Genomic DNA, 21,795 nt, shown 5'->3' with positions numbered 1-21,795 from the left:
TCCGCCGATGAACACGCACACCTCCCACGACACCATTCGCGCCGTCCAGTGGCTCGGCGACCGGCTCCACCTGCTCGACCAGCGCCGCCTGCCGGCCGAGGAACTCTGGTTCGATTGCGCGGACTCCGGTGATGTCACGCGGGCCATTCGTGACCTTGCCGTGCGCGGCGCACCGGCTATTGGTATCGCGGCGGCATGGGGTGTGGTGCTGGCAGCGCAGAAGGGTGAAGACTTGCCCACGGCCATGGCCACGCTGCGCGCGGCGCGGCCCACAGCGGTGAACCTGATGTGGGCGCTCGATCGCATGAAGTCGCGGGTCGATGCAGGTGCCGATGCGGCTGCGCTGGAGGCCGAGGCGCAGGCTATCCAGGATGAAGATCTCGCCGCGAACCGCCACATGGGCGAGCTGGGCGCCGCGCTGATCGAGCCGGGTTCGCAGGTCATGACCCATTGCAACACGGGCTCGCTCGCGACCGCAGGCTACGGCACGGCACTGGGCGTGATCCGCGCGGGCGTGGAGGCGGGGCGCATCGAGCAGGTGTTCGCCGGTGAGACCCGCCCCTGGCAGCAGGGTGCGCGCCTCACCATGTGGGAGCTCGTCCGCGATGGCATCCCCGCCAAGCTCATCGCCGATTCCGCCGCGTCGCACCTCATGAAGGACGGCAAGGTGAAGTGGGTGATCGTCGGCGCCGATCGCATTGCCGCCAACGGCGATACCGCCAACAAGATCGGCACGTACCAGCTTGCGATCGCCGCGCGCCATCACGGCGTGAAGTTCATGGTCGTCGCGCCGTCCACCACGGTCGATATGGCCACCGCCAGTGGCGACGATATCGAGATCGAACTGCGCGATGCCACCGAGCTGCTTTCGGTCAGCGGTACCCGCACCGTCATCGAGGGTGCCGAGGCCTGGAACCCCGTTTTCGATGTCACCCCGGCCGAGCTGATCGACGCCATCGTGACCGAGCGCGGCGTCATCCTGAAGCCCGACGAAGAGCAGATGCGGATCATGTTTCCGTGACCGCCAAAACACCCATGTAACCCATTGAATTTACAGCTTTTTTAGCTGTCATTTCGACACCCGTTGTGTTATCATCGACGGGTTGAGCCGACTGTGGTGCCCCAAGGGCAAACTCCACGGTCGGCGGGGGCACTCATACGGACACCCAGGAAGCCGATTGATGGCAGAACTCGCCAAAGAAGTCATCCGCGTCAACATCGAAGACGAGATGCGCCAAAGCTATCTCGACTACGCGATGAGCGTCATTGTCGGGCGTGCACTGCCCGATGTGCGCGACGGCCTCAAGCCGGTTCATCGACGCGTGCTGTTCGCCATGAACGAGCTCGGCAACTCGTGGAACAAGGCCTACAAGAAGTCCGCCCGCGTCGTCGGTGACGTGATCGGTAAATACCATCCGCACGGCGATGCCTCGGTTTACGATGCCATCGTCCGCCTGGCGCAGCCGTTCTCGCTGCGCTACATGCTGGTCGATGGCCAGGGTAACTTCGGTTCGGTGGATGGCGACAACGCTGCCGCCATGCGATACACCGAAGTGCGCATGGCCAAGCTCACCCATGAGCTGCTCGCCGATATCGACAAGGAAACCGTCGATTTCGGGCCGAACTACGACGAAAGCGAAAGCGAGCCGCTGGTCCTGCCGACCCGCGTGCCGAACCTGCTCGTCAACGGTTCGGCGGGCATCGCGGTGGGCATGGCCACCAATATCCCGCCGCACAACATGACCGAGGTCATCAACGCCACGCTGGCGCTCATCGAAGAGCCCTCGCTGGGCGTCGATGATCTGATGACCCATATCCCTGGTCCGGATTTCCCGACGGCGGGCATCATCAACGGCTCGTCAGGCATCGTCGAGGCGTACCGCACGGGCCGTGGCCGTATCCTGGTGCGCGCGCGCACCGAGATCGAAACAGAGTCCAACGGCCGCGAGACCATCCTGGTCCACGAGCTGCCGTACCAGGTGAACAAGGCGCGCCTGATCGAAAAGATCGCCGAGCTGGTGAAGGAAAAGAAGCTCGAGGGCATCAGCGAGCTGCGCGACGAGTCCGATAAGGACGGCATGCGCGTGGTCATCGAGATCCGCCGCGATGCCATGGCCGATGTGGTGCTGAACAACCTGTTCCAGCAGACCCAGCTGCAGGTCACCTTCGGTATCAACATGGTCGCGCTGCTCGATGGCCAGCCGAAGCTGCTGAACCTCAAGGAGATCCTTGAAGCGTTCATCCGCCACCGCCGCGAAGTCGTCACCCGCCGCACCATTTTCGAACTGCGCAAGGCGCGCTCGCGTGCCCACATCCTCGAAGGCCTTACGGTCGCGCTCGCCAACATCGATGAGATGATCGAGCTGATCCGTACCTCGTCGTCGTCGGCCGAAGCGCGCGAGCGCATGGTCGCGCGCCGCTGGGAGCCGGGTCTGGTCAAGGCGCTGCTTTCCGCCTCGGGTGCCGAAGCCTCGCGTCCGGAAGACATGGATCCGCGCGATGGCCTGCGTGATGACGGCTACCAGCTGTCCGAAGCACAGGCCACCGAAATCCTGCAGATGCGCCTGCACCGCCTGACCGGGCTGGAACAGGAAAAGCTGAGCGACGAGTACCGCGAAATCCTTGAGACCATCCGTGGCCTCATCGAGATCCTGGAAAACCCGACGCGCCTGCTCGAAGTCATCCGTGGTGAACTGGAGCAGATCCGTACGGATTACGGCGACAACCGCCGCACCGAGATCCAGCATTCTCAGGAAGACCTGAACGTCCTCGACCTGATCGCGCCGGAAGACGTGGTCGTCACGCTCTCGCACACCGGCTACATCAAGCGCCAGGCGGCCAGCCTGTACCGCGCGCAGAAGCGTGGCGGCAAGGGCCGTTCCGCGTCCGCACTGAAGGACGAGGATGTGGTGCAGCAGCTGTGGGTGGTGAACACCCACGACACGCTGCTCACGTTCACCAGCACCGGCCGCGTGTACTGGCTGAAGGTGTACCAGATGCCGGAAGCGGGCCCGGGCGCCCGTGGCAAGCCGATCGTGAACCTGCTGCCGCTGGGTGAGGGTGAGAAGGTCCAGGCTGTCCTGCCGATCCGCGAGTACGACCCGAACTGCTTCGTGTTCTTTGCCACCCGCAAGGGCACCGTGAAGAAGACGCCGCTCACCGAGTTCGCGTTCCAGCTGCAGAAGGGCAAGGCCGCGATCAACCTCGATGAGGGCGATGCGCTGGTCGATGTGGCCATGACCAACGGCGAAAGCGACGTGCTGTTGTTCGCTTCGAACGGCAAGGTCGTGCGCTTCGACGAAAACAAGGTGCGCTCGATGGGCCGTACGGCCACCGGCGTGCGCGGCATGCTGCTCGCCGATGATGCGACGGTCGTGTCGTTGATCGTGGCGCACGGTGATGGCGATATCCTCACCGCCACCGCGCGTGGCTTCGGCAAGCGCACCGTGCTTGAGGACTTCCCGAAGAAGGGGCGTGGTACGCAGGGCGTTATCGGCATCCAGTGCTCCGAGCGTAACGGCAACCTGGTTGCCGCCACGCAGGTCACCGAGACCCAGCAGCTCATGCTGATCTCCGATCAGGGCACCCTGGTGCGCACCCGCGTCTCGGAAGTGGCCCAGGTCGGCCGCAACACGCAGGGCGTGACGCTGATCAAGCTGCCGAAGGACGAGACCCTCATCGGTATCGTCCGCCTGGAAGCCGAGGAAGAGACCGAGGTGGAAGGCGAGGGTGACATCCCGAATGGTGAGGCGCCCAACGGCGATTCGCCGGCCGGCGAAGCCGCCGCCGACCTGCCGCCGGTCGAATCCGGCCCGGTGGATGGCGAAAGCGAGTAACAAAAGAACCCGCCGAAAGGCGGGTTTTTTTTGCGCGCGATCAGCGGCGGCGCGTGGGGTGCGGCACGCTGGAGGATGCGATCCACAGTTGGTGTAGGAGCGCGCTCGCGCGCGATAGCCAACGAAGCGGGGAACTCGCCACGGTAGGCACCTTCGGCCTGGTCAAGAGCATGCTCATGGCAGCCCCCCAATCAAATACGCCACGTCAAACACGACCTGGCCCTCCCGCTCCGGCGGCGGATCACGCCAGAACACCGTGCGCACGGATTCCCAACGGCTCAGATCGGCGCCAACCAACATGCTCGCGTCGCCGCGCACGGTACCCCCGTTTCCGCGAAACACCGCGGGAAGGGGGAGCGCGCTACGTTCCTGCGTCACAAACCGAATCGGTTCTGACGTCGCGGCATGGGCGATGAGGACAGGTGACATCACTCGAAACGTAGGCTTTCCGTACTTTCCCACGACGCGCTCAAACGCTGCGGATTCGAGGAATGTGCGCATGGAGGTGTCGTCTTCCCACACATAGATCGGCGCGTAGGTGGCGGGCGCGGACGCAACAAGAAAGGCCTTCATCCGCAGGCCCGGCAGGCCTTCGAACGACGGCCCGATATCCCGGGCCCGGGCGCGCACCGAATCCGGATCGACCGAGGGCGCGAGATCAAAGCTGTACTGCATCGCGAGCATGAGCGTAGCCCTGCATTGACGGGATGTGCTCATGGTCGGGCCGTGGCGGGTGCTATAAAAGCGATGGTTTCCAAACCCACGCGTGAGCCGCGCTTAAGCATGATCCTCGACCTCGCCACGCTGCGTACCCTCGTAACCGCCGTTGACCTCGGTGGCTTCGGGCGCGCCGCCGAAAAGCTGCATCTCTCGCCGTCAGCCGTGAGCCTGCAGTTGCGGGCGCTCGAGGATCGACTGGGCACGGCCATCTTCCAGCGCGTGGGCCGCAAGCAGGAGCTCACCCAGGCCGGCGAGCGCCTGCTCGGCTACGCACGGCACATGCTTGAACTGAATGCCGATGCGGTCGGCGCCGTGCGGGGCGAACAGTTGGAAGGGCGTGTGCACCTTGGCGTACCGCACGATTTCGCCGAGGCGTGGCTGCCCTCGACCCTGGCGGCCTTCGCAGCGGCGCACCCAGGCACCAGCCTTGAGCTGAGCGTCGACCAGAGCGGGCCGCTGGTAGAGGGGGTGCGCGAGGGCGGCATCGACCTGGCGTTGGCTTTCGAGAGTGATGGAGGGCTGGGTGGCAGCCTGCTCGGGGCGTTTGCCGTGTACTGGTTTGCCGCGGAAGGGGTCGCTGGGCCAGGCGGTGCGGGGCCGTTGCCCTTGCTCACGCTGGAAGCGCCATGCGTGTTTCGCCGGCGCATGATCGCCGCGCTGGATGCCGCGCACATCCCATGGCGGATCGCGGTGACCGCGCGTAGCGTGTCGGCGCTGTGGGCTGCCGCTCGTGCAGGCCTTGGCTGGGTGGCCCGGCCAGCTATCCACGTACCCGCGGAGCTGCGCCGCATCGAGGTGGGAGAAGGCTTGCCGGCGCTTGGCGAAGCCTCGCTTTTCATGGTGCGCGCCGAGCGCGCAAACCCCGCCGCGGATGCGCTGGCGGGGCTGCTGAGGAACGGCATCGTGCCGCCCGGCGATGACGCCACAAATGGCGCTTAGCTGATCGCTTCCAGCATTGCTTCCGCCGAGGAGACGCGGAACTCGCCCGGTGCCTCGATGTTAAGCACCTTCACCACGCCGTCTTCCAGGTACATGGCAAAGCGCTTGGCGCGGATGCCCATGCCGTTCTTGGTGCCGTCCAGTTCGAGGCCGAGTGCCTTGGTGAACGCCGCATTGCCGTCGGCCAGCAGGTGCAGATCCTTCGGAATACCGCGTTCCTTGCCCCAGGCATCCATGACGAAGGCGTCATTCACGGAAACGCAGAACACCTTAACGCCGCGCTCGTTGAAATCCTCGATGTGCTGGATGTAGCCCGGAAGGTGCTTGTTCGAACAGGTGGGCGTGAACGCGCCCGGTACTGCGAACAGCACCACCTTACCGGTGCCCATCAGGTCCAGGGTGGAGGCGGTCTGGATGCCGTCCTCGAAGTACGTGACGGTGGATTCAGGGATGCGGTCGCCGACGGCGATAGTCATGGGGCCTGCCTCGTTGGGGGGATTTCCCAAGTGTAAATGTAGGAGCGCGCTTGCGCGCGATGGGGTGTGTCGCAAGCGCGGATCGCGCGCGAGCGCGCTCCTACACAAACCGGCTCGATAGGCCCCTTGAATCGCGGCTGGGCGCTCATATCTTTCATTCCAGACGGCCACGGGGCCGAAAAACATCATTGGAGTCAAACAGATGAACCAGCTTCGTCATGTTGCGTTTCGCCGTGCGCCGGTCCTGGGCAATGAACTGCGCCATGTGTTCGATCACTTCTTCGGTAGCGAGATCGCCGCGCCGGTCGCCGCCACCGAGAATGCCTGGGCGCCGCGCGTCGACATTCGTGAAGAGGCCGGTCGGTTCCTGATCCTCGCCGATGTTCCGGGCGTGGCCCTGGATAGCATCGAGATCCAGATGGACAAGAACGTCCTGTCGATCAAGGGCGAGCGGAAGGCCTACAGCAGCGAAACCGAAGGCAAATACGCTCGCGTGGAGCGGGTCGCTGGCGCCTTCAAGCGCAGCTTCACCCTCCCGGAAAGCGCCGATGCCGAGGGAATCACGGCTTCGGGGGCGAATGGCGTGCTTGAAATCGCCATTCCGAAGAAGGCTGAAAGTGCGCCGCGCCGCATTGCGATCAACGCCGCGGGCTAATTCGGTCTAAGCTTGGCGTATGGCCTGCGGTGGGGTGGCCCACCGCAGGCCTTTTCCATTTCATATTTCGACACAAGCCCGGCGGGAGAGCCTGTGGAGTTCAAGGATTATTACGAGATTCTCGGGGTGAAACCCGAAGCGACCGACGCCGAGATCAAGGCGGCGTATCGCAAGCTGGCGCGCAAGTACCACCCCGACAAGAACAAGGAAGCGGGTGCGGAAGAGAAATTCAAGGCCGTTAACGAGGCCAATGAGGCCCTGAAGGACCCCGAGAAGCGCCGCCAGTACGACCAGTTCCGCGCTGGTGGTTACCGCCAGGGCGAGCAGTTCCGGCCGCCGCCGGGCTGGGGCCAGGGCGGTGGTGGTTTCGATTTCGGCGACATGGGCGGCGGTGCCGGCCGTGGCGATTTCAGTGATTTCTTCGAAAGCCTGTTCGGGGGCGGCGGTGGCCGCCGTTCGCAGCAGACCCAGGCCCGCCGTGGCCGCGATATCAACGCCAAGATCGATACCGACCTGCAGACCGCCTACAACGGTGGCAAAACCCGTGTGGTCCTGAACGATCAGTCGGGTGGCGAGCGCGTGCTCGAGGTGAAGATTCCGGCCGGCATCGCCAGTGGCCAGACGATCCGCCTGGGCGGGCAGGGCCACCCGGGCAGTGGCGGCGGCCCGTCGGGCGACCTGCTGCTGGAGATCAATATCCGCGACGACGCGCGGTTCCGCCTGGAAGGCCGCACCGTCACGCATACCCTGGCGATCTCGCCGTGGGAAGCGGCGCTGGGCGCCACGGTGGCGGTGCCGACGCTGGGTGGGGCGGTGGATCTGCGCGTGCCCGCGGGCACCCAGTCGGGCCGCAAGCTGCGCCTGAAGGGCCGCGGCCTGCCGGGCAGTGAGCCGGGCGACCAGATCGTGGTACTGGAAATCCGCGTGCCCGTGCCGGAAACGCACGAAGAACAAGCCGCCTATGCGGAGTTCAAGGACGCGTTCAAGGATTTCGACCCGCGGCGTTAATGCGGGACATCGACGCGCCTGGCGGCGCGATGCACGTGTAGGAGCGGGGGGGGGGGGGGGGGGGGGGGGGGGGGGGGGGGGGGGCGCGCCCGCCCCCCCCCCCCCCCCCCCCCCCCCCGCTCCTACAGGTTATTTGTTGGGGTGTATCACCCCGCCTGATCAGGCCGGCAGGTGCGTCTTCAGCGCCTTGACCAGCTCCTCTTCCTTGATCGGCTTTACCACGTAATCTTTCGCGCCCTGGCGAAGGCCCCACACCTTGTCGGTGTCCTGGTCCTTGGTGGTCACCAGGATGATGGGGATGTGCTTGGTGGTCTCTTCCTTGCTGATCGTGCGGGTGGCCTGGAACCCGTTGAGGTTCGGCATGACCACGTCCATCAGGATCAGGTCGGGCAGCTCGCGCTTGGCGGCTTCGACGCCGGCGGCGCCGTCTTCGGCGGTCAGTGCCTCATGGCCCAGCTTTTCGACGATGCGCTTGATGCCCAGGAGCTGCGACGGCGAATCGTCGACGATCAGGATACGAGCCATTTACTTTCCCCCGGGCGATGCCCGATTGTTTTCTCTTGAAGCGAGCCCCTTCCAGCGGGCCGCCGCGATACTTCAGCGACGATAAACCGTCGCGTGTTGCGCCTTTGGCGAGGGCCCATTCTACTGGCCGTGAGGCTTGTATCAATGGTGAAACGCACTAAACCTGCTTTGGCAGGCGCTTAGCCGCCAATACGGACCACGGTCCGGCCGAACGAGCCGCCCGAAAGCATGGTGTCAAACACGCTGGCCACGTCCTGAAGTGCCACTTCCTTCGTGCAGATCGCGTCCAGGTGGCGTGGTTTCCAGTCGCCGGCCAGGCGCTCCCATACCTCGCCGCGGATATCGCGGGCGGTGCCGGCCGAGGCCACGCCCAGCACGCTCACGCCGCGGATGATGAAGGGCATGACGGTGGTCGGCAGCTCGGGGCTTCCTGCGAGGCCGCAGATAGCCGCATTGCCGTAGGGCGCGATCAGGGGCAGGAAGCCCGCGAGCATGGTGCCGCCCACGTTATCGAGCATGCCGCCGTATCTGGCCGAATCCATGGGCTTGCCGCTGAAGGCCAACTGGTGGCGATCGATGCATTCGGTGGCGCCGATCTGTTTCAGGAACCCGAAGTGATCCGGCTTGCCGCTCACCGCATGCACCTGAAAACCGGCGCGCGTGAAAATATCGACACCCAGCATGCCCACGCCGCCCGTGGCGCCAGTGATCGCGATGGGGCCCATCTCCGGGCGCTGCCGGTTATCCAGCATGCGCAGCAGGGCGAGGGCGGCGGTGAATCCCGCCGTGCCGAGGATCATGGCTTCACGCGTGCTGAGCGAGGCGGGCAGCGGGATAGTGAGGGCGGCGGGTAGTTTTACGTACTCGCCATAGCCGCCATCGCGCGTCTCCGAGAGGCCGCTACCGGTGGCCAGTACCTTGTCGCCCTCGCGGAAGGCCGGGTCGGTTGACGCCACGACCGTGCCCGCGACATCGATGCCGCCGTTGAGCGGGTACTGGCGGAGGATCTTGCCCTTGCCGGTGCCGGCCAGGGCATCCTTGTAGTTCACCGACGACCATTCGGCCTTGACCAGCACCTCGCCAGGGGAGAGGGCATCGGTATCCATCGTTTCGATGGCGCCGCGGTAGCCGTTATCGTCGTTGTGGATTCGGAAAGCCTGCATGGTGGTCATACCGATTCCTTGGTGATCCACTTGGGCGTGTACGTGGATTCGTAGGTTTTCATCCAGTCGAACACGGCGTCGATGCTGTCGCCGAACCATACCTGCTCGCGCTGTACCTTCTTGACGAAACCTTCGGCCACCATGTGGTCCATGCTGGCAGCCAGGCCCTTGTAGAAGCCCAGCACATCGAGGAAGGCGCACGGGTAGGTGTGCAGGCCAAGCTGGGCCCAGGTAAGCATTTCGAACATCTCATCCATGGTGCCGAAGCCGCCGGGCAGGGCGACGAAGGCATCGGAGAGTTCGTACATGCGGGTCTTGCGCTCGTGCATGGTCTCGACCACATGCAGTTCGGACAGCCCCGTGTGGGCCACTTCCTTCTCCACGAGCTGGCGCGGGATCACGCCGATGACGCGGCCGCCGCCGGCCACCACGGCATCGGCGACCGTGCCCATCAGGCCGACCTTGCCACCGCCGTAGACCAGGGCGATATTTTCCTTCGCCAGGCGGGCGCCGAAGGCTTTTGCCGCTTCGGTGTATTCGGGCCGCGAGCCGCTGCTGGAGCCGCAGTAAACGCAGAGGGCCTTGATGTCGCGCATGGTTTTGATCTCCGATGTACTTGTAGGAGCGCGCTTGCGCGCGATGGGTGCTCGCGGCAAGGCCAATCGCGCGCAAGCGCGCTCCTACAAAGACACCGCATCCCAAGGGGGCGCCGGCAGAGACACCGCATTCCCGCGTCCGGCAAAGACACAGCACTGTCGGGGCCCGGAAACGAAAAAGCCCGCCCATGCTACTCGCAAGGGCGGGCTTTGTTCACTCAGGCTTAGTTGCCCTTGTGGATGGCGCGCTTGTCGACCGAGAGAGCCGCTTCGTGCACCACTTCCGACAGCGCCGGGTGGGCGTGGACGATGCGGGCCAGGTCTTCCGAGGAACCCTTGAACTCCATCGCCACGACGCACTCGTGGATCAGCTCGGAGACGACCGGGCCCACCATGTGCACGCCGAGGATACGATCGGTTTCGGCGTGGGCGATCATCTTCACCTGGCCGATGCCTTCGTTCATGGCCACGGCGCGACCGTTGGCAGCAAACGGGAAGGCGCCCGTCTTATAGGGGATGCCTTCTTCCTTCAGCTGCTCTTCGGTCTTGCCGACCCAGGCGATTTCCGGCTCGGTGTAGATGACCCACGGCACGGTATCCAGGTTGACGTGGCCCGGCTTGCCGGCGATGAGCTCGGCCACCATCACGCCTTCCTCGGAGCCCTTGTGCGCGAGCATCGGGCCGCGCACGGCGTCACCAATAGCCCACACGCCGTCGACGCCGGTGTGGTTGTGCTCGTCCACGACGATGCGGCCGCGCTCGTCCAGCTTCACGCCAGTGTCGTCAGCCAGCAGGCCGGCGGTGTACGCGCGGCGGCCCACGGCCACCAGCAGCTTGTCGACCACGAGCGACTGCGCGGCGCCGTCCTTGTCGGTGTAGCCGACATGGACTTCATCGCCCTTCACTTCGGCCGAGGTGACCTTCGCGTTGACCTTGATATCCAGGCCCTGCTTGGCGAACTCGCGTGCGGCCATCTTGGCGATGTCCTGGTCGGCGACCTGCAGGAACTTCGGCAGGGCTTCGAGCACGGTCACTTCGGCGCCGAGGCGCTTCCACACGCTGCCCAGCTCCAGGCCGATCACGCCGGCGCCGATCACGCCCATGCGCTTCGGCACGGCGGTCAGGTCGAGCGCGCCCGCGTTATCGATGATGTGCTTGCCATCGAACTTGGCAAACGGCAGCTCGATGGGCACGGAGCCCGAAGCCAGGATGACGTTGGTGGCCGAGATCGTGGACACCGTGCCGTCGTTGCCGGTCACTTCGACTTCGTTGCCCTTCAGCAGCTTGCCCTTGCCGAAGAACGAGGTGATCTTGTTCGCCTTGAACAGCATCGTCACGCCGCCGGTGAACTGCTTGACGATCTTGTCCTTGCGGCCGATGAACGTGTCGATATCGATCTTCGGATTATCGACAGTGATGCCGTGATCCTTGAAGTTGTGCGTCAGGTTGTGGAACTGCTTGGACGAATCCAGCAGCGCCTTCGACGGGATGCAACCGACGTTGAGGCAGGTGCCACCCAGGGCGGCCTTGCCGTCCTTGCCGACGAAGGCGTCGACCACGGCGGTCTTCAGGCCCAGCTGCGCGGCGCGGATCGCGGCCACATAGCCCGCGGGGCCGGCACCGATAACGATGACGTCGAACTTGTCGCTCATAGCTCTTGCTCCGGATGATGCTGGCGGTAGTTTGGCTACCACCCAATATGGGGTCGGAACATGAAAACGGGAGCCTCGCGACTCCCGCCTTCACATCTGGCGTCTATCCGACTGCTTTTATCTAACGCTTAGAGGCCGAGCAGCATCCGCTGCGGGTTTTCCAGCTGGTTCTTGATATCGACCAGGAACAGCACCGCGTCCTTGCCATCGATGATGCGATGGTCGTAGGAGAGGGCGATGTACATCATCGGTGCGGCGATGACCTGGCCGTTCTCGACGATCGGGCGCTCCTTGATCGTGTGCATGCCCAGGATGGCGCTCTGCGGCGGGTTCACGATGGGGGTGGAGAGCAGCGAGCCGAAGGTGCCGCCGTTGGTGATGGTGAAGGTGCCGCCCTGGAGGTCATCCAGGCCCAGCTTGCCGTCACGTGCCTTCTTGGCGTAACCGATGATGCCCTTCTCGACATCGGCGAACGACATGTCCTGCACGTCGCGCAGCACCGGGGTCACGAGGCCCTTGTCGGTGGAGACGGCGATCGAGATGTCCTGGTAGCCGTGGTAGATGATGTCCGAACCATCGACCGAGGCGTTGATCACCGGGTAGCGCTTCAGCGCTTCGGTGGCGGCCTTCACGAAGAAGCTCATGAAGCCCAGCTTCACGCCGTTGGCCTTTTCGAACTGTTCGCCCAGGGCCTTGCGCAGCTTCACCACCTCGGCGAGGTTCACTTCGTTGAACGAGGTGAGCATCGCGATCGAGTTCTTCGACTGCATCAGGCGCTCGGCGATGCGGGTGCGGATGCGGGTCATCGGCACGCGCTCTTCCGGACGCGAACCCGGCGTGGGCTTGGCAGCCGGGGCCGCAGCGGCGGCGGCCGGGGCAGGGGCGCTGCCGCCCTTGCTGGCGTTGACCAGGTCTTCCTTGGTCACGCGGCCATCGCGGCCGGTGCCAGCCACCTTGGACGGATCGATGTTGTCTTCCACGGCCACGCGGCGGCCGGCCGGCGAGAGCTCGTCCACGCCCTTCGGCGCGTCGGTCTTCTCAGCCTTGGGGGCTTCAGCGGCGGCAGCGGCCGGGGCAGCGGCGGCCGGGGCGGGGGCTGCAGCGGCAGCGCCTTCCTCGATCACGGCGATGACCTGGCTGGAGGTGACGGTGGCGCCTTCCTCGAACTTGATCTCCTTCAGCACACCGTCGACCGGCGACGGGACTTCCAGCACGACCTTGTCGGTTTCGAGGTCCAGCAGGTTTTCGTCGCGCTTGACCGCATCACCGGCCTTCTTGTGCCAGGTGGCGATGAGCGCGTCGGAGACCGACTCGGGCAGGACCGGGACTTTGACTTCGATGGACATGCTTGCCTTACTCCGCTGCGTGATCGGTGCCGACGGGCGCGACGAGCGCTTGCTCGACGAGGGCCGCCTGTTCGGCGAGGTAGGTATTGAGATGGCCCGGGGCCGGCGACGGCGAGCGCGAGCGTCCCGCGTAGGACAGGCTCTGCTTCGACCCGATGCAGGCCTGCAGGTGGTGACGGATCTGGAACCACGCACCCTGGTTCATCGGCTCTTCCTGGCACCAGACCACTTCCTTGGCGGAAGGATACTTCTCCAGTTCGATCGACACTTCCGGACGCGGGAACGGGTACAGCTGCTCGACGCGCACGATGGCGACATCGGTGATGCCCTTCTTGTCGGCCTCTTCGAGCATGTCGTAATAGACCTTGCCCGAGCACAGCACGACGCGCTTGACCTTCTTGGCCTGCAGGTCGCGGTGCTCGCCGATCACCAGCTGGAACTTGCCGTTGGCCAACTCGTCCAGCGAGGACACGGCCAGCTTGTGGCGCAGCAGGGACTTCGGCGTCATGACGATCAGCGGCTTGCGCACCGGGCGCACCTGCTGGCGGCGGATCATGTGGAACGCCTGGGCCGGCGTGGTCGGCACGCAGACCTGCATGTTGTCCAGCGCGCACAGCTGCAGGAAGCGCTCGAGGCGGGCGGAGGAGTGCTCCGGGCCGGCGCCTTCCTGGCCGTGCGGGAGGAGCAGGGTGAGGCCGCACAGGCGGTCCCACTTCGCTTCACCCGAGCTGATGAACTGGTCGATCACGACCTGGGCGCCGTTGGCGAAATCGCCGAACTGGCCTTCCCAGATGGTGAGCTGATCCGGCGAGGTGGTGGCTTCGCCGTACTCGAAGGCCATGACGGCTTCTTCGGAGAGCAGCGAATCGATCACGTCGACGCGGGCGTCTTCGCGCACCTTGGCCAGCGGCATGTAGGTGTTGTCGCTGTTCTGGTCGTGCAGTACGGCGTGGCGGTGGAAGAACGTGCCGCGGCCGGCATCCTGGCCCACGATGCGCAGGTCGTTGCCTTCGGCGATGAGCGTGCCGTAGGCAAGGTTCTCGGCAAAGCCCCAGTCACCCGGGAGTTCGCCCGAGGCCATCTTGCGGCGGTCGTCGTAGATCTTGGCGACGCGGGCGTGCAGGGTGACATCCGACGGGAGGGTGAGGATGGTGTCGAGCACCTTGCTCATCACCTCGCGGGAGACGCCGGTGTTCACGTCCATCGACAGCGACTTGCCCACGAAGCGGGTCCAGTCGACCGGGATGTCGCGGGTCGGGTTCGCGTCGATCGAGATCAGCGAGGCGCCCTTCTCGAGGCGGCCGCGGTAATCGTCGAGCATCTTCTGGCCGTCGTCGGCACCGATGGTGCCGCCCTTCACCAGCGACTGCGCGTACAGGTCGCGCGTGGTCGGGCGCTTGCGAATGATCTGGTACATGAGCGGCTGCGTCGCCGCCGGCTCATCGGCCTCGTTGTGGCCGTGGCGACGGTAGCAAACGAGGTCGATCACCACGTCCTTCTTGAACTGCTTGCGGAACTCGTACGCCAGGCGGGTGACCTGGATAACGGCTTCCGGATCGTCGCCATTCACGTGGAACACCGGCGCGTTGACCATCTTGGCCAGGTCGGTGCAGTACAGGGTGGAACGGGAGTCTTCACGCTTGGACGTGGTGAAGCCCACCTGGTTGTTCACCACCATGTGCAGCGTGCCGCCGATGGCGAAGCCACGGGCCTGCGACATCTGCATGAGTTCCATGTTGACGCCCTGGCCCGCGAAGGCGGCGTCGCCGTGAATCAGCAGCGCGAGCGACTTCTCCAGCGCGGTATCGCGGCGGCGGCCCTGGCGGGCATGCACGGAGCCGGCGACCACGGGGTTCACGATTTCCAGATGCGACGGGTTGAAGGCCAGCGCGACGTGCACGCCACCCTTCGGGGTTTTGACATCGGCCGAGAAGCCCAGGTGGTACTTCACGTCGCCGGTGTGGATCGGGCTGTCGTCGTGTTCGAACTTGCCTTCGAACTCGTTGAACAGCTGCGACGGGGCCTTGCCCAGGATGTTGACCAGCACGTTCAGGCGGCCGCGGTGGGCCATGCCGATGATGACTTCCTTGACGCCGTTGTCGCCGGCGGCGCGGACCACGTCATCCACCATGGGGATGAGGCTGTCGCCGCCTTCCAGCGAGAAGCGCTTCTGGCCGACGTATTTGGTGTGCAGGTAGCGCTCCAGGCCTTCAGCCGCGGTCAGCGCTTCGAGCACGCGCACCTTCTCGCCCTTTTCCAGGCCCGGGTTGCCGGCGGCCTTTTCCATGCGCGAGTAGATCCAGCTGCGCTGGTCGTAGTCGGAGATGTACATGAACTCGGCGCCGACGGTGCCGGTGTAGATCGCCTTGAGCTTCGCCCACAGGTCGCGCAGCGCCATGCGCTGGCCGCCACCGGCGAACGTGCCGCAATCGAATTCGGTGTTGAGGTCGGCATCGGACAGGCCGTGGAAGGCGAGGCCGAGATCCGGCGCGTCGACATCGGGGGCGGTCAGGCCGAGGGGATCGAGCTTGGCGGCCAGGTGGCCACGCGAGCGGTAGGCCGTGAGCAGGCGGAGCACGCCGGCCTGTTTCTGGGCGTAGGCGTTGTCGGCCGGGGCGGCGACAGTGACGGCGCCGTTGCCGCGGCGCTGTTTCTGCGCGGCTTCGATGCGGGCGATGGCGCCGGAATGGGCGACATCACCGGCCTCGCGGCCCTTGAACGATTTGAAATACGCATCCCATTCCGCCGGGACACTGCCCGAATCGGAAAGCCAGGCTTCGTAGATTTGCTCTACGTAATCGGCGTTACCGCCGGCGAGTTGGGAAGTTTCGGAAAACTCGCGAATCAGATTTGCGCTCACGTCACCACCGGCACACACGGAAAGGGCGGGCTGTCGCGGGTGTTGGGGATTACTCGCCCGCGGCAAAGAATTCGTTAAGTATAGCCCCGTGACATTGCGCCGCGCCAAGCTTTTTGCCGTATGTCTGAGATATCAAATACCCAATGGTCTGATTTCCCAGGCCGGCTCCGCCCGCTCCCAAACCTCATCGAAATACGCGGTCAAACGGCCGGTTTCACCGGGGGCATCGAGGGATCCCTCGGCATCGAAGCGCAGGGCCACGGGCCTGAACAGAAACGCACTGGTCTCGTCGGTGGTGAAGGCCGAGCCGTAGCGCAGGTGGGTCTCGTCGGTGGGCACGCGGATGCTTACCGCCGTGGGCAGGCGTTGGGCGAGGGCCACCAGGCGGTGGCCTTCGCGATGGGCCCGGTTGGCATCATGGGTAAGGATGCGCACGCGGGCCTGGCGGCCACTGGTAGCGAGCCTTCTCAGCTCAGTCATCACGGGGTCGCTTTCCAGCACGCCGGCATCCATGACCGGCAGGTAGATCGACGCCCGGTAGCGGGCAGCCGAGAGAAGGCGGACATGGGCGGCGTCCAGACCAGCGCGGTCCTGCGCCACGAGTGCCCTATCCGCCGGGCCCGTCACCGGCGGCGACCCTTGCGGATGCCGAGGTGGCCATCGTTGACCAGGGCGAGCAGTACCGCCTTGCCGGCGGCTGCGGGGGCCTTATCGAACGTCAGCTCGCGTTGGGCGGAGAGGGTGTCCGCCAGATCGGTGGGGCATTCATAGGCGGTGCCGCTGACATAGAGCGTGGCGTCCTTCTTGCCACGCACCCAGGCCAGCCGGGCGAACGGGTGGCGGACGAAGGTCGAGCCGGCCTCGATGGCCTTGTCCAGCGCGGCCGCCGTGGTCGCCTTCGGCGGTGGGGCGCCTTCCTGCGCACTGCGGTAGCGGGTGATGAAGCGGCCGAACCAGTCGGCCAGCAGGTCACGATCCAGCGCGGCGGCGAACGGCAGCGCCTGGCGCAGCCGGTTCAGCGCGGCCGAATCGATCTCGCCCGCACGCTTGGCCGGGGTCAGGTCGGGGTCGGTGTAGCGCAGTTCTTCCGGCATGCGCTCGGCCAGGAAATCGGCCAGGTCGCCGGTGAGTTCGGCCTGCGAGGGGGCACGCATGCCCACCGAGATGGTCATGCAATCGCCCAGCGCCACGCCGTCGTGCGGCACGCCCGGCGGCAGGTACAGCATGTCACCCGGGTCCAGCAGCCACTCGTTGGTGGGCTCGAAGGTCTTCAGTTGCTTGAGCTCCACGTCATCGCGGAAATCCAGCGGGGCATCCGGGTCGGTACTGATCGCCCAGTGGCGCTGGCCCAGGCCCTGTAGCAGGAACACGTCGTACTGGTCGACATGGGCACCCACGCCGCCGCCGTCCTCGGCGTACGAAATCATGATGTCGTCCACCCGCCAGCTGGGCAGGAAGGCGAAGGTATCGAGCAGGCCAGCCACATCGGCGTCCCACTTGTCGACGTCCTGGACCAGCAGGGTCCAGTCACGCTTGGGGGTTTTGCCGAATTCGGCCTCCGTGAGCGGGCCGGTTTTCACCGTCCACTTGTCGCGCTTTTCATCGTGGATGATCAGGCGGGACAGTACGCCTTCCTCGCAGGCCAGGCCGGCAAGGTCGTTGGGCTCGATCGGCGGCTCGAAATCAGGGAAGGCATTGCGGATAAGTAGCGGACGCTTCTGCCAGTAATCGCGCAGGAATTGCGTGGCGCTCATGCCCAGCGGCTGCGAGGCGCTGCCGCGGACTTCGATGGGGAGGGGCTTTTGGGTGGGGGTCTTGATGGCCATGGGCGGGATTGTAATCGCCCCGCGCTCGCTGCGTGCGACCCAAACGCCGCATCTCCATGACCTGTAGGAGCGCGCTCGCGCGCGATGCGCTTGCGTCGGTCCGGCCGCCTGCCGGCAGATCGCGCGCGAGTGCGCTCCTACAAGGGGTGTCGTTGGTCAGAGGGGACGGTGGCTCAGACGTTCCAGGGTCGGTTTGCACTGGGCGCGCACCAGTTGCACGGTCCAGTCGCGATTCGCATCACGCAGCGGGGCAAGATCGGGGTCGGTCATGATGCCGATGCAGACCTGGTCGTCGATGCGCTTGCCATCGGCCATGGCCTGGATGTCTGCCTTCGCGGCAGCGAGATCGCCCAGGAGAATGTGATCCACGGCGATGTTGTAAGCGGCGAGGGGGTCCTTGCTACTGACCGTGGAGAAGGCCTTGATGCTCTCTTCGAGAGCCTCACGCCGCTCGGGGCTGTCCTGGGGCGCATGCCGCGCGGTTTCACCCAGTGCGATACCGTAAGGCTCGACGATCTCGGAGGGATCAGTGGCGTTGGCCATGCCAGCGCGCGCGATCGACAGCGCGGCGGCGTTCATTGACGCCACATCGTCCGGATGGGTGGCCAGCTTCGCCGCGTTGAGATATGCGTGCGACGAGAAGTAATACGACATGCTTTTCGCGATGTCCTCTTTCTTCCCTCTGCTCGGTTCCTGGTCCATGTTGGTCTGGAGCAGGGCGGCCGCTTTCGCCAGGCGGGGTGCCTTTTCCGCCGCATTACCGGTCATTGCCAGATCAAGCAGCGCAGACGCTTCCTTCTGTCGCGCGATATCGAGCCACCGCGAGTCGGCAGGTTGGGTTTCCAGGAAAAATGCCGTGCCATCCACGGTGTTCTGCCGCAACGCGGCTTCGCACGGTGGCGAGTGCACGAACTCCGCATGCTCTGCCTGTTCGAAAGCGAAGAGGATGCGCCAATCCTCGGGGTGGGTCGCGGCCTTCAGTTCGGTCAGGGCGTTCGTGACGAAGCTGACCTTCCCTGGATCCGGGCAGGCCGCGCCGAGTCGGTCAAGCTGGCTGGCGGCCAGCTCCTGCACGGTGGTGGCGTGGGCCGCCACCGGCAGGAAAAAGGCAAGCGCAAAATGCATGGCACGCATGTGATGTGTCCCCTGTAATGAAACCCCGGAAGCGGGGCGAACCTTCCCTGGTCGGGCGTGTATTGCGCGGCGTCAGATCGCCTTGGCGAGCGTGTCGGCCAGGCCGATGTACGTGGCCGGGGTGAGCTCGGCCAGCGCCTTCTTGGCGTCGGCCGGCAGGTCGAGGCCATCGATGAATGTGCGCATAGAGTCCTTCGTAATGCCCTGGCCGCGGGTGAGGGCCTTGAGCTGCTCGTACGGTTCCGGCAGGCCGTAACGGCGCATGACGGTCTGCACGGCTTCGGCCAGCACTTCCCAGCTGTTATCGAGGTCGGCGGCGATGCGCTCGGCGTTGACGTTGAGCTTGCCCAGGCCCTTCATCAGCGATTCCAGCGCGACCAGCGAATGGCCGAAAGCGGTGCCCAGGGCGCGCAGCACGGTGGAATCGGTGAGGTCACGCTGCCAGCGGCTGATCGGCAGCTTCTCGGCGAAATGGCCGAGCAGGGCATTGGCGAGCCCGAAGTTGCCTTCCGCGTTCTCAAAATCGATCGGGTTGACCTTGTGCGGCATGGTCGAGGAGCCGACTTCGCCCGCCTTCAGCGCCTGGCGGAAATAGCCCAGCGAGATGTAGCCCCAGATATCACGGGCCAGGTCGATCAGGATGATGTTGATACGGCGCAGCACATCGGCGAACTCGGCGATGCCGTCGTGCGGTTCGATCTGCGTGGTGTACGGGTTGAACGTGAGGCCGAGGCCTTCGACGAAGCCCGAGGCCAGCACCGGCCAGTCGACCGCCGGGTAGGAGATGACGTGCGCGTTGTAGTTGCCGACGGCACCGTTGATCTTGCCCGGGATCTCGATGGCAACCAGCTGCTTGCGCTGGCGCTCCAGGCGCGCGACCACGTTGGCGAGTTCCTTGCCCATGGTGCTGGGCGAGGCGGTCTGGCCGTGCGTGCGCGAGAGCAGCGACAGGCCGGCGAACTCGTGCGACATGCCGCGCAGCTTGGCGATCACCTGGTCGAGCGACGGCAGCAGCACGGTTTCGCGTGCATCGCGCAGCATCAGCGAGTAGGCCAGGTTGTTGATGTCTTCGCTGGTGCAGGCAAAGTGCACGAACTCCTTGGCCTGGGCCAGGGCCGGATCGTTGCCGATCTTTTCCTTGATGAAGTACTCGACGGCCTTCACGTCGTGGTTCGTCGTGGCTTCGATCGCCTTGATCCGCTCGCCGTCATCGACCGAGAAGTCGTTGGCGATGGCTTCCAGGCGGGCCACCGAATCGGCCGGGAACGCCGGCAGCTCCACGATGCCCGGGTGGCGGGCCAGGGCCAGCAGCCAGTGGATCTCCACGTGGACGCGGCGGTGCATCAGGCCGAACTCGCTGAAGATGGGGCGCAGCGAACCCGACTTGGAGGCGTAGCGGCCATCCAGCGGCGAAAGGGCGGTCAGCGTGGCGTGGGACATGGGTGGGGTCCTGGAAGCGAGAAACGGGGCAGCCGCCGATTATACCCGGGCGGCCGCCCTGCGGCCGGATCGCGCGAAAGCGCGCTCCTACAGGGTCCGCGCAGAGCCCATGTAGGGGCGCGCTTGCGCGCGATAGGCTGACGAAGCGGTGACGCCTAAAACCCAATAGGTCTATCGTTAGCAGGTTCCCTACAACCTGGATCCCCCGCAATGACGACCCGTTTTCGTACCGAACGCGACAGCATGGGCGAGTTGAAGGTGCCCGCCAAAGCCCTCTACGGGGCCCAGACCCAGCGGGCCGTGGATAACTTCCCGGTCTCCGGCCTCAGCATGCCGCGTGAGTTCATCCGGGCCCTGGGCCTGGTCAAGGCCGCGGCCGCCGAGGCCAACGTCAAGCTCGGCCAGCTCGACAAGGCCACCGCCAAGGCCATTCGTGCCGCCGCCGACAAGGTCGCCGCGGGCGAGGTCGATGAGCACTTCCCGATCGACGTGTTCCAGACCGGCTCGGGCACCAGCTCCAACATGAATGCCAATGAGGTGATTGCCCACCTCGCCGAGGCCGCAGGCGCCAAGGTGCACCCTAACGACCACGTCAACGCGGGCCAGAGCTCCAACGATGTGATCCCCACGGCGATCCTGGTCAGTGCCACCCTCGCGACCAGCGAAAAGCTGCTGCCCGCCCTGAAGCACCTGCGCAAGACGATCGATGTCCGCGCCAAGGAACTGAAGAAGGTGGTGAAAACCGGCCGCACCCACCTGATGGATGCGATGCCGATCACCTTTGGGCAGGAACTCTCCGGCTGGTCCGCGCAGATCCGCGATGCCGAGGAACGCATTGGGGACACGCTCAAGCGCACTCGCCGCCTGCCGCAGGGCGGTAGCGCCGTCGGCACCGGCATCAACGCCGATCCGAAGTTCGGTCCGGCCGTCGCCACCGAGCTGGGCAAGCTCACCGGCGTGAAGTTCGAATCCTCGGATAACTACTTCTCTGGCATGGCCGCGCAGGATGCGCCGGTTGAACTCTCCGGCCAGCTCCGCGCGCTCGCCGTGGCGGTGATGAAGATCGCCAATGACCTGCGCTGGATGAACTCCGGCCCGCTCGCCGGCCTCGGCGAAATCGAACTGCCGGCACTGCAGCCGGGCTCGTCGATCATGCCGGGCAAGGTCAACCCGGTGATTCCGGAGGCCGCCGCCATGGTCGCCGCGCAGGTGATCGGCAACGACGCCACCATCGCCATCGCTGGCCAGTCGGGCAACTTCCAACTCAACGTCATGCTGCCGGTCATCGCCTACAACCTGCTGCAGTCGATCGAGATCCTCGCCAACGTCACCACGCTGCTGGCGGATAAGGCGATCGCCGGCTTCAAGGTCAACGAAGAGCACGTTCGCGAAGCGCTCGACAAGAACCCGATCCTCGTTACCGCGCTCAACCCGGTGATCGGGTATGAGAAGGGCGCAGCCACTGCCAAGCAGGCCTACAAGGAGAAGCGGCCGATCATGGAGGTGGCGCTGGAGACCACTGGCCTGTCAAAGGCGGAGCTGTCGAAGTTGCTGGATCCCGCCGCGCTGACCAAGGGCGGGATCCATGGGGGCGGTGGTGGCGGAGGCTAAGCGCCGCC

General features: G+C 65.3%; 18 protein-coding genes. 6 read left to right on the top strand and 12 right to left on the bottom strand.

The features are described from left to right. The first annotated feature begins 7 nt into the window (after positions 1–7). The gene (mtnA, locus tag ABIE56_RS06675) at positions 8–1,021 is read left to right on the top strand and encodes an S-methyl-5-thioribose-1-phosphate isomerase (RefSeq protein ID WP_429243052.1); all 1,014 of its coding nucleotides are present in this window, start codon (positions 8–10) and stop codon (positions 1,019–1,021) included. 160 nt (positions 1,022–1,181) lie between these two features. Then, positions 1,182–3,836: a DNA gyrase subunit A gene (gene gyrA / locus ABIE56_RS06670; RefSeq protein WP_429243051.1), complete on the top strand. Its 2,655-nt coding sequence runs from the start codon at positions 1,182–1,184 to the stop codon at positions 3,834–3,836. A gap of 174 nt (positions 3,837–4,010) precedes the next feature. Here gyrA and ABIE56_RS06665 read toward each other — a convergent pair whose 3' ends face one another. Next, positions 4,011–4,520, bottom strand: a complete 510-nt coding sequence (locus ABIE56_RS06665; RefSeq protein WP_429243050.1) for a DUF4865 family protein — start codon at positions 4,518–4,520, stop codon at positions 4,011–4,013. A gap of 99 nt (positions 4,521–4,619) precedes the next feature. On the opposite strand from ABIE56_RS06665, the gene ABIE56_RS06660 reads away from it, so the two are divergent. Beyond that, a complete protein-coding gene (locus ABIE56_RS06660) occupies positions 4,620–5,495 on the top strand; it encodes a LysR substrate-binding domain-containing protein (protein WP_429243049.1) in 876 nt (291 codons plus the stop codon). Here the strand turns inward: ABIE56_RS06660 and ABIE56_RS06655 are convergent. Next, entirely contained in the window at positions 5,492–5,971 is a 480-nt protein-coding gene (locus tag ABIE56_RS06655; protein WP_429243048.1) for a peroxiredoxin, read from the bottom strand. The two genes, ABIE56_RS06660 and ABIE56_RS06655, sit on opposite strands and share 4 nt — an antisense overlap. 202 nt (positions 5,972–6,173) lie before the next feature. Between ABIE56_RS06655 and ABIE56_RS06650 the strand changes: the two genes are divergently transcribed. Both ABIE56_RS06650 and ABIE56_RS06645 read left to right on the top strand, forming a co-directional pair. After that, the gene (locus ABIE56_RS06650) at positions 6,174–6,626 is read left to right on the top strand and encodes an Hsp20/alpha crystallin family protein (protein WP_429243047.1); all 453 of its coding nucleotides are present in this window, start codon (positions 6,174–6,176) and stop codon (positions 6,624–6,626) included. Between the two features lie 93 nt (positions 6,627–6,719). Next, positions 6,720–7,634, top strand: a complete 915-nt coding sequence (locus ABIE56_RS06645) for a DnaJ C-terminal domain-containing protein (RefSeq protein ID WP_429243046.1) — start codon at positions 6,720–6,722, stop codon at positions 7,632–7,634. 159 nt (positions 7,635–7,793) lie between these two features. Here ABIE56_RS06645 and pilH read toward each other — a convergent pair whose 3' ends face one another. The 10 genes from pilH to purB all read right to left on the bottom strand — a co-directional run bounded on the left by pilH (position 7,794) and on the right by purB (position 20,176). Next, a complete protein-coding gene (gene pilH / locus ABIE56_RS06640) occupies positions 7,794–8,159 on the bottom strand; it encodes a twitching motility response regulator PilH (RefSeq protein ID WP_247427790.1) in 366 nt (121 codons plus the stop codon). 179 nt (positions 8,160–8,338) lie between these two features. Continuing rightward, positions 8,339–9,331, bottom strand: a complete 993-nt coding sequence (locus tag ABIE56_RS06635) for an acryloyl-CoA reductase (RefSeq protein WP_429243045.1) — start codon at positions 9,329–9,331, stop codon at positions 8,339–8,341. Beyond that, positions 9,328–9,918, bottom strand: a complete 591-nt coding sequence (locus tag ABIE56_RS06630; RefSeq protein WP_429243044.1) for a TIGR00730 family Rossman fold protein — start codon at positions 9,916–9,918, stop codon at positions 9,328–9,330. Before ABIE56_RS06630 ends, ABIE56_RS06635 begins: the two co-directional genes overlap by 4 nt. Positions 9,919–10,142: 224 nt before the next feature. Beyond that, complete coding sequence (gene lpdA, locus ABIE56_RS06625; protein ID WP_429243043.1) at positions 10,143–11,570, bottom strand: dihydrolipoyl dehydrogenase; 1,428 nt, start codon at positions 11,568–11,570, stop codon at positions 10,143–10,145. 128 nt (positions 11,571–11,698) lie between these two features. After that, positions 11,699–12,916, bottom strand: coding sequence for a 2-oxoglutarate dehydrogenase complex dihydrolipoyllysine-residue succinyltransferase (odhB, locus tag ABIE56_RS06620; RefSeq protein ID WP_429243042.1), 1,218 nt, complete (start codon positions 12,914–12,916; stop codon positions 11,699–11,701). Between the two features lie 7 nt (positions 12,917–12,923). Further along, entirely contained in the window at positions 12,924–15,776 is a 2,853-nt protein-coding gene (locus tag ABIE56_RS06615) for a 2-oxoglutarate dehydrogenase E1 component (protein WP_429243041.1), read from the bottom strand. A gap of 132 nt (positions 15,777–15,908) precedes the next feature. Further along, positions 15,909–16,376, bottom strand: coding sequence for a hypothetical protein (locus ABIE56_RS06610; protein ID WP_429243040.1), 468 nt, complete (start codon positions 16,374–16,376; stop codon positions 15,909–15,911). 23 nt (positions 16,377–16,399) lie between these two features. After that, positions 16,400–17,602 (bottom strand): JmjC domain-containing protein, encoded by a 1,203-nt coding sequence (locus tag ABIE56_RS06605; RefSeq protein WP_429243039.1) that lies wholly within the window; start codon positions 17,600–17,602, stop codon positions 16,400–16,402. A gap of 156 nt (positions 17,603–17,758) precedes the next feature. After that, the gene (locus ABIE56_RS06600) at positions 17,759–18,736 is read right to left on the bottom strand and encodes a hypothetical protein (protein WP_429243038.1); all 978 of its coding nucleotides are present in this window, start codon (positions 18,734–18,736) and stop codon (positions 17,759–17,761) included. 72 nt (positions 18,737–18,808) lie between these two features. Next, positions 18,809–20,176, bottom strand: a complete 1,368-nt coding sequence (gene purB / locus ABIE56_RS06595; RefSeq protein ID WP_429243037.1) for an adenylosuccinate lyase — start codon at positions 20,174–20,176, stop codon at positions 18,809–18,811. Between the two features lie 210 nt (positions 20,177–20,386). Here purB and ABIE56_RS06590 point away from each other — a divergent pair, with 210 nt between their 5' ends. Beyond that, positions 20,387–21,787 (top strand): class II fumarate hydratase, encoded by a 1,401-nt coding sequence (locus ABIE56_RS06590; RefSeq protein WP_429243036.1) that lies wholly within the window; start codon positions 20,387–20,389, stop codon positions 21,785–21,787. Positions 21,788–21,795: the final 8 nt, after the last annotated feature.

It is taken from the genome of Luteibacter sp. 621 (genome assembly GCF_050435445.1).
Taxonomy (GTDB): Bacteria; Pseudomonadota; Gammaproteobacteria; order Xanthomonadales; family Rhodanobacteraceae; genus Luteibacter.
This window is presented reverse-complemented; position numbering and strand designations above follow the sequence as displayed.